The organism is Sagittula salina (assembly GCF_017813235.1).
Classification (GTDB): domain Bacteria; phylum Pseudomonadota; class Alphaproteobacteria; order Rhodobacterales; family Rhodobacteraceae; genus Sagittula; species Sagittula salina.
In genome coordinates, this window is sequence record NZ_JAGISH010000002.1 from 434,228 (window position 1) to 446,435 (window position 12,208).

The 12,208-nt window shown below is 64.2% G+C and carries 12 protein-coding genes and 1 pseudogene; 5 read left to right on the plus strand and 8 right to left on the minus strand.

The window, feature by feature from the left end:
* Positions 1-23: 23 nt before the first annotated feature.
* The 3 genes and pseudogenes from J5474_RS06035 to J5474_RS23230 form a co-directional block, all read left to right on the plus strand.
* Positions 24-797, plus strand: a complete 774-nt coding sequence (locus J5474_RS06035; protein ID WP_209359893.1) for a ZIP family metal transporter — start codon at positions 24-26, stop codon at positions 795-797.
* Between the two features lie 161 nt (positions 798-958).
* Positions 959-1,834 (plus strand): DMT family transporter, encoded by an 876-nt coding sequence (locus tag J5474_RS06040; RefSeq protein ID WP_245216257.1) that lies wholly within the window; start codon positions 959-961, stop codon positions 1,832-1,834.
* 204 nt (positions 1,835-2,038) lie between these two features.
* Positions 2,039-2,153, plus strand: a pseudogene (locus tag J5474_RS23230) (IS3 family transposase); the annotation flags it as partial.
* 620 nt (positions 2,154-2,773) lie between these two features.
* Here J5474_RS23230 and J5474_RS06045 read toward each other — a convergent pair.
* The 8 genes from J5474_RS06045 to J5474_RS06080 form a co-directional block, all read right to left on the minus strand.
* Complete coding sequence (locus tag J5474_RS06045; protein WP_209359894.1) at positions 2,774-4,066, minus strand: branched-chain amino acid ABC transporter permease; 1,293 nt, start codon at positions 4,064-4,066, stop codon at positions 2,774-2,776.
* On the minus strand, positions 4,063-5,073 hold the full coding sequence (locus tag J5474_RS06050) for a branched-chain amino acid ABC transporter permease (protein WP_209359895.1): 1,011 nt from the start codon (positions 5,071-5,073) through the stop codon (positions 4,063-4,065). The genes J5474_RS06045 and J5474_RS06050 overlap by 4 nt, the downstream gene beginning before the upstream one ends.
* Positions 5,074-5,137: 64 nt before the next feature.
* The gene (locus J5474_RS06055) at positions 5,138-5,614 is read right to left on the minus strand and encodes a hypothetical protein (RefSeq protein ID WP_209359896.1); all 477 of its coding nucleotides are present in this window, start codon (positions 5,612-5,614) and stop codon (positions 5,138-5,140) included.
* A 4-nt stretch (positions 5,615-5,618) separates the two neighbouring features.
* Positions 5,619-6,449 carry an ABC transporter ATP-binding protein gene (locus J5474_RS06060; RefSeq protein WP_209359897.1) on the minus strand — a complete coding sequence of 277 codons (831 nt, stop codon included), beginning with the start codon at positions 6,447-6,449 and terminating at the stop codon, positions 5,619-5,621.
* Positions 6,450-6,473: 24 nt separating this feature from the next.
* The gene (locus J5474_RS06065; protein WP_209359898.1) at positions 6,474-6,722 is read right to left on the minus strand and encodes a hypothetical protein; all 249 of its coding nucleotides are present in this window, start codon (positions 6,720-6,722) and stop codon (positions 6,474-6,476) included.
* A complete protein-coding gene (locus J5474_RS06070) occupies positions 6,719-7,498 on the minus strand; it encodes an ABC transporter ATP-binding protein (protein ID WP_209359899.1) in 780 nt (259 codons plus the stop codon). The genes J5474_RS06065 and J5474_RS06070 overlap by 4 nt, the downstream gene beginning before the upstream one ends.
* Before the next feature lie 102 nt (positions 7,499-7,600).
* Positions 7,601-8,770 carry an ABC transporter substrate-binding protein gene (locus J5474_RS06075; protein ID WP_209359900.1) on the minus strand — a complete coding sequence of 390 codons (1,170 nt, stop codon included), beginning with the start codon at positions 8,768-8,770 and terminating at the stop codon, positions 7,601-7,603.
* A gap of 261 nt (positions 8,771-9,031) precedes the next feature.
* Positions 9,032-10,042, minus strand: coding sequence for a GlxA family transcriptional regulator (locus J5474_RS06080; RefSeq protein ID WP_209359901.1), 1,011 nt, complete (start codon positions 10,040-10,042; stop codon positions 9,032-9,034).
* A gap of 197 nt (positions 10,043-10,239) precedes the next feature.
* Here J5474_RS06080 and J5474_RS06085 point away from each other — a divergent pair, with 197 nt between their 5' ends.
* Together J5474_RS06085 and J5474_RS06090 are read left to right on the plus strand one after the other, a co-directional pair.
* Positions 10,240-11,610: a class II 3-deoxy-7-phosphoheptulonate synthase gene (locus tag J5474_RS06085; RefSeq protein ID WP_209359902.1), complete on the plus strand. Its 1,371-nt coding sequence runs from the start codon at positions 10,240-10,242 to the stop codon at positions 11,608-11,610.
* 251 nt (positions 11,611-11,861) lie between these two features.
* A complete protein-coding gene (locus J5474_RS06090; RefSeq protein WP_209359903.1) occupies positions 11,862-12,149 on the plus strand; it encodes a hypothetical protein in 288 nt (95 codons plus the stop codon).
* Positions 12,150-12,208: the final 59 nt, after the last annotated feature.

The following is a 12,208-nucleotide window of genomic DNA, read 5'->3' on the forward strand; positions in this document are numbered from 1 at the left end:
GCCGCGGGCCAAGGGGAGCTTTCATGTCACCACTCGTCATCGCCATTCTGGGCGGCACCGTCGCAGCCATCGCCACCACCGCAGGGGCCATCCCGGCCGTGGTCGGCAAGCGTATGAGCCGTGGCACATCGGACATGATGCTGGGCTTTGCGGCTGGGGTGATGCTGTCAGCGGCGTATTTTTCGCTGATCCTGCCGGGTATCGAACGGGCGGAGGAGCAGACCGGATCGGTCTGGATCGCCGCTGCCATCGCTTCTGCCGGGGTATGCCTCGGTGCGGGCTTTGTCTGGCTGCTGAATGCGAAGATCCCGCATGAACACTTCAAGTCCGGCCCCGAAGGCGGCGCTGATCAGGCCGCCATCGCGCGCATCTGGCTCTTTATCATCGCCATCGCGATCCATAACTTCCCCGAGGGTTTGTCGATCGGTGTGGCTTTCGGCGTCGATCAGGCAAAGGGCCTGTCGGTGATGACCGGCATTTCGCTGCAGGACATCCCCGAGGGGCTGGCGGTGGCCGTGGCGCTCATGGGGCTGGGCTATTCAAAGTGGAACGCGCTGGCGGTCACGGCGATGACCGGCGCGGTGGAGATCCTCGGGGCTTTCGTTGGCGCGGCGGCTGTCTCCGTTTCCGGCGCGCTGCTGCCATGGGGCCTGACCTTTGCGGCGGGCGCCATGCTTTTCATAATCAGCCACGAAATCGTCCCCGAAACTCACCGCAACGGCCACCAGAACCGGGCCACACTGGGCTTCGTCATCGGGCTGGTGCTGATGATGTTTCTCGACGTGACGCTGGGCTGACAGAGCCCGGCGCAGGGCGACCGGGAGGCCAGGGGCTTCCCGGTGCGTGCAAAGCGCATGAAACGGGTATCAGGCGCGGGCGGGGCGTGGCACTCAGGCATCGCGTCAATACAGGAAGACCCGTGACCCCATCGCGTACCATGACAGGCCCGGAATGGGCCATGCTTCTCCTCCTGTCACTCGTCTGGGGCGGCTCCTTTTTCTTCAACCGCGTGGCGCTCGACGGACTGCCCGTGCTCACGGTGGTTGCCTCTCGCGTGACGCTGGCGGCGCTGGTGCTGGCCGCCGTGCTGCGCGTCACCAGCCAGCGGATCCCGCGCGAGGGGCGCGTGCTACGCGCCTTCCTCGTGATGGGGGCCTTCAACAACGCGCTGCCATTCGCGCTGATCGTCTGGGGGCAGAGCCACATCGCCTCCGGCGTGGCGTCGATCCTCAACGCCTCCACACCGTTCTGGACGGTGATCTTCGCACACCTCCTGACCCAGGACGAAAAACTGACGCCGCTGAAGTTCGGCGGCGTCCTGGTGGGTCTTTCAGGCGTGGCGGTGATGATCGGCGGCGGTGCGGTGGCCGGGTTCGGCACGCATGTGACGGCCATGCTGGCCTGCCTCTCGGCCGCGATCTGCTATGCTTTGGCGGGCATCTACGGCAAACGCTTTGCCGCGATGAAGGTGCCGCCCATGGTGACGGCCACCGGGCAGATAACCGCCTCTGCTCTGATCCTTGCGCCGCTGGCGTTGGTCATGGACCGGCCATGGACGCTCCCTGTGCCGTCTTTGGCGGTCGTCAGCGCGGTGCTGGGGGTGGCGGTGCTGTCAACGGCGCTGGCCTACGTGCTCTACTTCCGCATCCTGTCCACGGCGGGGGCGACGAATATCGCGCTGGTGACCTTTCTCGTGCCGGTCTCCGCAATCCTGCTGGGCACGCTGATCCTGAACGAAGTCCTCCTGCCACGCCACCTGGGCGGTATGGCGCTGATCGCGCTTGGGTTGTCGGGCATTGATGGGCGGCTATGGCGGCGTTGGCGACCGACATGATGCGGCGGGTAGGAGAAAGGCCCCTGCGATCCGGGAGGCATTTCGGGTTACAGGGCACGAGCGGCGAGTTTTCCGTCGCTCGTTTCGATGGCGCGCTATCGGCCTTGCAGCGCGCCGCACATCGCAGGGCCGTGAAATAGCCAAGGCCGATAGAGGATCCTCGGAGGGATTTGGGACACGCGGTCGATCGTGCCGGCCTTGGACCTGTCGGGAGAGGATCTGAGCCTCGCCCAAGAGAATGACCGGATTCGTCGTGCCAGCCGCATTCTCAAGGAGGAGAGTGACATCCGCAAAAGGCCAAGGTGTCCTATGCGCGCCGGCGATCTGGGTATCCAACAACGGCTTTTACGATTCGCCTACACTCGGCGTCAGGCTGCAAAGGCCCTGTCGCCTCGAACGAAAGGTGGCTCAAACGTGCACTTGGAACGGCATGAAAATGCGGCAGGTCCAGCCATCGCGGCACGTAGGCGTCTCTCCTGCGCTCCCCAGCCGACAAAGGAGTGTTTTGCGGGCTCTGGCTCAATGCCATAGTTGGCCATAGTTGCCGCAGTCTGGGTCGCAGCAGCAGTTGAGATTCGTGTCGCCTGACGGAGGTATATCTGCGTGGGTGTAAAGGTATTGAGGCTCTCCCTCTGGTGCGGTCCCTTCGTCCGGTTGGTCAACAACTCCCGCGCCTCCTGAAATGGCCTTGTCGGATAATCCCGAAATAATTTGCGCCGATGGAAGTGCGCCGCGCGGGAAATTCGAATTTCCCGGCAATTGCTCCTCGGAACACGGGTTTTGGCCGAAACCGGGCCGTACGTACAAAAGCCTGCCGACCTCTCGGTCGCCAGGCTTCAGGACGTGTACGCGATTGTTCGGAATGGCACCCGATCTTGAGGGGCCCCTTATTTGTTCCCGGTGCCGCGATGGTTTACCGCTCGGTCGGCAACCCTCGGGTCATCTTTCGGGCAAAAGCCCCCGGGGAGAGAACCGCAAGACCAGAAGCAGGATAACGCCCATGGTCAGCAGCCGCATGTGCTGCACGGAACCCAGCAGATGATCCTTCAGCCACGACCCGTCGGACATGCCGGAGGTCGCCACCTGCATCACGGCTTGACCCAGCGGTTCCACCTGGACCCAGAAGAACCAGATCAGCATCCCGCCGAGGATCGCGCCGAGGTTGTTGCCGGAGCCGCCGACGATCACCATGACCCAGATCAGGAAAGTGTAGCGCAGCGGCTGATAGGTCGTCGGCACCAACTGGCCGTCGAGCGTGGTCATCATCGCCCCGGCAATGCCGCAGATTGCAGAGCCCAGCACGAAGACCTGAAGATGGCGGAAGGTCACGTCCTTGCCCATCGCCCGCGCCGCCGTTTCATTATCACGGATGGCCCGCATCATGCGGCCCCACGGCGATTTAAGCGCGAGTTGCGCCAGAACCAGCAGAACCACGAGCACCACGGCGAACATCAGAGAATAGCCGATCTTGACGTAAAGCGTCGAGGCCGTCGCCGGATCGAGACCCCAGTGCGCGGCCGAGGTCACGAAATCGGTATCGGCCTGCAGGTCGGTCTCATAGGGCATCGGCCGAGGCAGGCCGTTGACGTTCTTGACGCCCCGCGACAGCCACTCCTCGTTCTTCAATACGGCGATGACGATTTCCGAGATCCCCAGCGTCGCGATGGCGAGATAGTCCGAGCGCAGCCCCAGAGCCGTCTTGCCGATCACCCAGGCCGCACCCGCAGCCAGCAGGCCGCCCACGGGCCAGGCCAGCACCACCGGCAGGCCCAATCCGCCAAGAAAGCCCGTCACTGCCGGGTTCACCGCTTCGATGGCGTTCACGGCGTCGTCGCGGACCCAGCGGTACAGGATGAAACCAGCGATCAACAGCAGCGCCATGGCCCAGCCCATCCGCGTCTTTTTCCAAACCAGGGCAGAGACGGCGATGATCGCAGCCCCCAGCACCAGCGCGAACAACGCGCGCGGGCCACCGGCGGCCCAGGCTTCCGGTACGGGGGCGACGGAGGTCAGCACCACTGCCAGTCCGCCCAGCGCGACAAAGCCCATGACGCCGACGTTGAACAACCCGGCTATGCCCCATTGCAGGTTCACCCCCAGCGCCATCACGGCACTGACCAGCCCCATGTTCAGGATCACCAGTGCGGTGTTCCAGCTTTGCAGCAGGCCGGTGCCCACGATCAGCACCGCCACCAGCGCGAACAGCGCGTAAGTCTTCAGCGTCTGGTTCATACCGATTTCCCCTTGAACAGACCCGTGGGCTTGAACAGCAGCACGATGACGAGGATCATGAAGCTGACGGCGAACTTGTATTCCGTCGCCAGAAGCTGAACGAGGCTGTCGGGCGCCAGGGCGTCGGGCAGCAGATAGCCCAGCACTTTTTTCCAGGCATAGGTGATCCCGACCTCGGAAAACGCGATGACGAAACCGCCCGCGATTGCCCCCAGCGGATTGCCCAGGCCACCAACGATGGCGGCGGCAAAGATCGGCAGAAGCAGCTGGAAGTAGGTGAAGGGCTTGTAGGACTTGTCGAGCCCGTAAAGCACGCCCGCGATAGTGATCAGCCCCGCCACGATGATCCAGGTCACCACGACCACGCGTTCGGGGCTGATGCCCGACAGCAGCGCCAGATCCTCGTTGTCCGAGTAGGCGCGCATCGACTTGCCCGTGCGCGTATGATTGAGAAAGCGGAACAGCGCCACGACCACGATCACCGCAGTCACCACGGTCAGCACCTCGGTCGTTTTGAGGCCAAGCCCCTCGCTGAGGCCGGTGGCACGCTTGAAGTCACCCGCCGAGATGATGAAGCGTTCGCCGTCGGCAAAGCGGATGTCATCGGTGCCGAGCACGAAGCGCGTCAGCCCGTTGTAAATGAACATCACGCCGATGGAGACCATGACGAAGATGATCGGCTTGGCCTTCTGGCCCCGGTAGAAACGGTAGACGGCGCGATCGGTGAACAGTACCAGCGCCGCCGTGCCCGCGATGCCGAAGGGCACCGCCAGCAGCGCCGTCGGCAACGGTCCGAGGCTGACGCCCCACGACTGAAGCAGCCAGGTGACGAGGATCGTCACCATGGTGCCGAAGGCCATCGTATCGCCATGCGCAAAGTTCGAGAACCGCAGGATGCCATAGATCATGGTCACCCCCAGCGCCCCGAGCGCCAGCTGGCTGCCATAGGTCATGGCCGGGATCAGCACGAAGTTGGCCAGCGCCACGATCGCATTGAGAAAATCCATCACAGGTCTCCCCCGTTCACGTCAGTCAGTCCGGTCACTCCCGGCACGGGTCGGGTCGCGCGGTTCATTCGTCCGCCTCGCAGCGCCCGAGGTAGCTGACCATCATCGGCCCCTCGGCGTAATGCACCGTGTAGCGCGCGTCGCCTTCCGCGCTGACCGTCAGCAGGTGCCGCGCCTCGAAATCCCCGCCCGAAAGCGACAGCCGCCCGTGATCGCGCGCCCCCACCAGGAAGGTCGTCCCGTCCTCGGCCACGAGGTTGGCCTCCACCATCAGCACCTCCGGATCGAGCCCGCCCGCATGCGCATCCAGCATCGCGGGAAAACCGCTGTCCGAACAGGCCTCGTCCTCCAGGCACTCCCGGTCGAACTGGCATCCCAGGGAGATGTCCGCCTGCACCGGCGCGGTGGTGACGGTCAGCATCTGCGCGTCTTCCCCGACGTGCTCTCCGTCCGCGTGCTCCGCGGTCTGGCCATGGGCGGGCAGGGCGATCATCGCCGCCAGAACCACAACTCCCAGCTTCTCTGCTTCGAAAATACTCAAATCCTCACCCCCCGAGGAAACTGCGCCGCACCTGCGGGTCGGCGAGCAGTTCCTTGCCGGTGCCGGTATGCGCATTCGCCCCCTGCACCAGAACGTATCCCTTGTCCGCGATCTCCAGCGCCTGGCGGGCGTTCTGCTCCACCATGAGGATGGAGATTCCCCTGCGCGCCACCTCGATGATGCGGTCAAAGAGCTCGTCCATCACGATGGGGCTGACCCCTGCCGTGGGCTCGTCCAGCATCAGCACCTTGGGCTGGGTCATCAGCGCGCGGCCGACGGCCACCTGCTGGCGTTGCCCGCCCGAAAGCTCCCCCGCCGGTTGCCGCCGCTTCTCTCCCAGGATCGGGAACAGATCGTAGACCTGTTCGATCGTGCCACGATAATCGTCCTCGCGGATGAAGGCGCCCATCTCCAGGTTTTCCTCCACCGTCATGGAGGTAAAGATGTTATGCGTCTGGGGGACAAACCCCATGCCCATGCGCACCCGGTCCTGCGGCGTGAGCCGGGTGATGTCGCGGCCGTCCAGCCGCACCGAGCCGGTGCGCACGTCCAGCATGCCAAAGACCGCCTTCATCGCTGTCGACTTGCCCGCGCCGTTGGGGCCGACAATCACCGCGATCTCTCCCTTTTCAACCGCGATGGTGCAGTCGTGCAGAATGTCCGGCCCCTTGCCGTAGCCGCCCGTCATCCGGTCGCCGATCAGGAAGGGTCCACCGGCACCTTCGACCACCGGCCCGGAGACGCGCGTCGGGTCGATGGAACTCTCGCCCCCCTGCCGCGTCACCGAGGCATCGTGGTTGCCGTGGTCATCCTGGTACGGATTGTCACCGCTCATGCTGTTCCCCATGTTTCTGCCCGGTCATGCGCCGCCGCGCAGCCATTTCAGCGCGCCCTCGGCCATGCCCTTGAATTTCGGATCGTCCGCCAGCGGCGCCACGCACAGGGCGGTGTCCTCCGGCAGCTGATGCTTGATCGCGTGATACAGCCGCGACAGCGTGCGTTGCGTTCTCACCATCAGCATCTGGTCACTCAGCGGATGCGACGGGTCGCCGATCTCCAGCCGCGCTCCAGGCGCGCCGTGCCAGACGAGGAACAGCGCCGGGCTCATCCCACCTGGTCCTTGTTCTTCAGGCCGGTGCCGAGGTAAGCCTCGATCACCTGCTCATTGGCCTTGATCTCGTCCAACGAACCCTCGGCCAGCTTGCGGCCCTCGGCCATGACGATGACCGGGTCGCAGATCCGGCCAATGAAATCCATGTCGTGCTCGATCACGCAGAAGGTATAGCCGCGCTCCTTGTTCAGGGCGACGATGGTATCCGCGATGGTCATCAAGAGCGTGCGGTTCACGCCCGCGCCGACCTCGTCGAGGAACACGATCTTGGCGTCGACCATCATGGTGCGGCCGAGTTCGAGCAGTTTTTTCTGCCCGCCGGATATGGCGCCCGCGGGGTGATCGGCCAGGTGGCTGATCGTCAGGAACTCCAGCACCTCGTCGGCCTTCGCCTTCATCGCGCGCTCTTCATCCGCGATCCGCTTGCGTCCGAACCAGGTGTTCCAGAGCTGCTCGCCCGACTGACCACCCGGAACCATCATCAGGTTCTCGCGGCAGGACATGCTTCCGAACTCGTGCGCAATCTGGAAAGTGCGGAGCAGCCCCTTGTGGAACAACGCGTGCGGCGGCAGGCCGGTAATGTCCTCACCGTCCATGAAAACGCGGCCCGAAGTCGGTTCCAGCGCGCCGGCGATCACGTTGAACAGCGTCGTCTTGCCTGCGCCGTTCGGACCCACAAGCCCCGTAATGGAGCCTTTGGCAATCTCCAGCGAGGCCCCGTCGACGGCCCGGAAGGCACCGAAATGACGGTGCAGGTTCTCTACCTTGATCAAGGCATCTCTCCCTTTCGGACCCGGCAAAGGCGAGTGCCGGGACCCGGAAATACAAAGGGCGGCCCGCGACAATTGCCCGGGCCGCCCCTCGGTCAGCTCATGTCACTTGAAGGTGACGGTTTCGGCCTTGCCGCCCTTCACATCATAGTACCGGTAGGAACCGGCGGCCTCGCCCGGTCCGATCAGTTCCACGCCGGAGGCGCCCACGTAATCCACGTCGCCGCCCGAGGCAAGGATCTCCAGCGCCTTGCCCAATTCGCCCGGCAGGATGGGCTCTCCGGGCGCGTTGGCCACGTCGAGCAGGTTGGCCGCCACCGCTTCGGAGGTCGCAGCACCCCCCTTCATCATCGCCAGCGCAATCAGGGCCGCCGCGTCATAGCTCTCGCGGGTGTAGGAGGAGGATGAGTCGAAGCCCGCGCCCTCGGTGATCTTGCCGAACGCGTCGGCGCCTTCACCCTCGGCCCAGGCGATCGTGCCGATGGCACCTTCGAGGGCGTCGGACAGTTCGCTGAACAGGGCGTCGGAGTACATGCCGTCGCCCATTACGTACATGTCGAATGCGCCGGTGTCGTAGGACGCCTGGATCATGCCCTTGCCACCCTGATCGGAGTAGCCCAGCACCAGGAGCGCGTCACCGCCAGCAGAGGCCAGCGCGCCGATCTCGGCCGAGTAGTCGGCCTTGCCGTCGTCATGCGGCGACGACAGGGTGATCTCGCCGTCGAAATTGGCGGCGAATGCATCGGCAAAGCCCTTGCCGTAGTCGTTGTTGGTGTAGGTCACTGCGACGGAGGAGATACCTTTTTCCTTCAGGATCTCGGCTAGAACGGCCCCCTGACGTGCATCGGACGGTGCCGTGCGGAAAAACAGGTCCTTGTCGTCGGCAGTGGTCAGGCCGGGCGAGGTGGCGGAGGGCGACACCATCGGGACACCGTTCGGTACGGCGACGTTCGACAGGATCGCGCCAGTCACGCCGGAGCAGTCCGCGCCCATGATCGCCACGACACCCTCGGAGGTCACCAGGCGCTCGGCGGCGGCCGTAGCGGCGGCGGCGTCGACGCAGGTCGAGTCTGCGCGGACCGGGGCCAGCGTCACACCTTCGAGGAACTTGCCGGAATCGTTGACTTCCTTGATCGCCAGCTCGGCCGAGTCGCCCATCATCGGGGTGATGGATTCGATCGGGCCGGTAAAGCCCAGGATGACGCCGATCTTGGCGTCTTCGGCCTGGGCGGCGCCCGCGACAAGCGCGGAGGCGGCAAGAAGCAGTTTTTTCATGTTTTCAACTCCCGTGTTGGAAACACACCCATCGGTGCGGTTCGGCGGCGAGCCTATGTCTCGGGCAGGGAAAAGAAAAGCCCCGCCCCAAGGTCATAAGCCCGTAAAAGAGGCGTTAAACGACCTGTTTCGTGCACCTTGCGCCCTAACACTCGGCATCAAGGGCTCAGGAACAGGCGCGGGGCAGGGCGCAGGGCGCGGGCCTGGGCCGCTCTGATTCTGTTCCTGGGACTGGCGCATCCCGGGACCTGTGAAGCGCGCTCAGACCGACAGCCGTGCCCCATGTGTGCCACGTTCGCGGTAGGGCGTGGTTTCGTAATGCGCGCGGTAACACTTGGAGAAATGCGAGGGCGAAGCGAACCCGCAGGCCAGCGCCACGTTGATGACGCTCATATCGGTCTGCATCAGCAGGTTGCGCGCCTTCTGCAGGCGCAACTCCATGTAATACCGCTTTGGCGAACGGGACAGGTAGCGGCGGAACAGCCGCTCCAGCTGGCGGGTCGACATACCGACTTCCTTGGCGAGGATCGCCGGGCTGATCGGGTCCTCGATATTGCTTTCCATCATCTGGATGACCTGGGACAGCTTTGGATGGCGCACGCCGATCCGTGTCGGCACCGACAGGCGCTGCGTGTCCTGATCGGTGCGGATGGAGGAATAGATCTGCTGGTCCGCCACGGCAGAGGCCAGTTCCTCACCGTGATCGCGCGCGATCACCTGCAGGAACAGGTCGATCGAGGATGTTCCTCCCGCCGTGGTCATCCGGTTGCCATCGATGGCGAAAACGGACTTGGTCAGAAAGACCTCCTCGAACTCCTCCGCGAAACTGTCCTGGTTCTCCCAGTGGATGGTGGCCTTGCGCCCGTCGAGCAGCCCGGCCTTTGCCAGCGTGTAGCCGGCGGTACAGAGCCCGCCGATAACCAGCCCCTTGCGCGCCTCCCGACGCAGCCAGTTCAGCAGCCGTTTCGTGGTTGCCTTCTGCACGTCCATGCCGCCGCACAGGATGATGGCATCGTCGCGGTGCAGCTCTTCCAGATCGGCGTCGAGCTTGAACACCGTCCCCGTGGAACAGCGCATGGTATCGCCGCCTTCGCCCACCACCTGCCACTCGTAAAGCCGCTTGTTCGACATGCGGTTCGCCAGCCGCAGGCAATCCATGGCGGCGGCGAAGGACAAGAGGGTAAAGTCCTCCAGAAGCACGAAAACGAACCGCTTCGGCTTGGCGGGAACCGTGTCCAGTTCGACAATCTGGCGCTGGCTGGGAGGCAGCATTCGTCCCTCGCTCGGAAATATGTGAAACCGTCGCGGCGGGCCTAGGTTCACCCCGCGCAGCGACGATGGGTTCACAAGGTCAGAGTGTGCGTTTCGCGTCAAGCGATGTCGTAAAAAACACGGGTTTTCAGGCGGCCGTGCCTCGCGTATAAGCCCCGGACCGTTACCGCTGACGTTGCTGGACTGGGAGAGGACAAATGACCGAGTGGCAGAAATCGAACTGGCGCGACCTTCCGCGGGTTCAGATGCCGGAGTATACGGACGCTGACGCCCTGCACGCCGTCGAGGCCCAGCTGTCGAAGTATCCGCCGCTGGTCTTTGCGGGCGAGGCGCGCAAGTTGAAGTCCCACCTGGCCGCCGCTGGCCGCGGCGAGGCCTTCCTGCTGCAAGGCGGGGACTGTGCCGAGAGCTTTGACCAGTTCAGCGCCAATGCCATCCGCGACACCTTCAAGGTGATGTTGCAGATGGCCATGGTCCTGACCTTCGGCGCCAAGGTGCCCGTGGTGAAGGTCGGTCGCATGGCGGGCCAGTTCGCCAAGCCGCGTTCGGCCCCGACCGAAACCGTGAACGGCGTCGAGCTGCCCAGCTACCGCGGCGACATCATCAACGAACTCGCCTTCACGCCGGAATCCCGCATTCCCGACCCGCGCAAGATGCTGCAGGCCTATACGCAGGCGGCTGCCACGCTGAACCTGCTGCGCGCCTTCTCGACCGGCGGCTATGCCGACGTCCACCAGGTGCACCAGTGGACGCTTGGCTTCACCGAAAGCGACAACGCCGCGAAGTACCGCGACATGGCGGGGCGCATCACCGACACGCTGGACTTCATCCGCGCGGCGGGCGTCTCCAACGAGCAGGCGCACACGCTCCAGACGGTCGATTTCTACACCTCGCACGAGGCGCTCCTGCTGGAATACGAGGAGGCGCTGACACGTCTCGATTCCACCTCCGGCAAGTGGCTGGCGGGCTCCGGCCACATGGTCTGGATCGGCGACCGCACACGGCAGCCGGACGGCGCGCATGTGGAGTTCTGCCGTGGTATCCTGAACCCCGTCGGGCTGAAGTGCGGCCCGACCACCACCGCCGAGGACCTCAAGGTCCTGATGGGGAAGCTGAACCCGACTAACGAAGAGGGCAAGCTGACGCTCATCGCACGCTTCGGCGCGGGCAAGGTGGCGGAACACCTGCCGCGCCTGATCAAGGCCGTGCAGGAAGTCGGCGCCAACGTGACCTGGGTTTGCGACCCGATGCACGGCAACACGATCAAGTCTGCCTCCGGCTACAAGACGCGTCCCTTCGACAGCGTTCTGCGCGAAGTGCGCGAGTTCTTCGCCGTGCACGAGGCGGAGGGGACAATCCCCGGTGGTGTTCACTTCGAGATGACCGGCCTCGACGTGACCGAATGCACCGGCGGCGTGCGCGAAGTGACCGACGAGGATCTTAGCGACCGCTACCACACCGCTTGCGATCCGCGCCTGAATGCGTCGCAGTCGCTTGAACTGGCCTTCCTCGTGGCAGAGGAACTGACCGCGCGGCGCCAGAACGCTGCTGCGGTGGCGAACGGCTGATCTCCGGGGACGGAACCCCCAAGGTAGAATTCGAAACGGGCGACGGGATGACCGTCGCCCGTTTCGTGTTCTGCGAGGGCACTGTGGCCTTGTCGCCAAGGCGCGCGGGAGTTCGCGTCGGACCCTGAAAAGACTCACTTGAGTTTTGCAATGGCTCGTGCAATTTCCCGTTATCCGGGCGCGAGGCTCCGCCCGGCGGCTGCAGGCGCGAAGACGCGCCGAGAGCGCCATCCTCCTTTTGGCTAACTCCAATGCGTATCACGCTTTTCGCGGCCCTGGCCGCACTCTTCGCGGGTCCGGTCCTTGCCGATCAGTCCTCCGCCACCGTCCAGTCCTGGAACCCCGCCAACCGCACGCTTGTCTTCACTGACAAATCGATGCTGATCCTGCCGGTTGGCTTCGTCCTGCCAGAGAACCTCGCGGCAGGTGAGCGCGTCGACATTACTTACCAGTGGAAGGGCGAGGACGGCTTTGGCGAAATCTATTCCGTCGCTCGCTCGGCCACTGTCGCGCCGCTGGCTGCCAAGAGCGGACTCTGAAATCGTTGCGGGCGCACATCAGCGTCGGCGCGCAATTTTATGAAAATTATAGGAAAAAG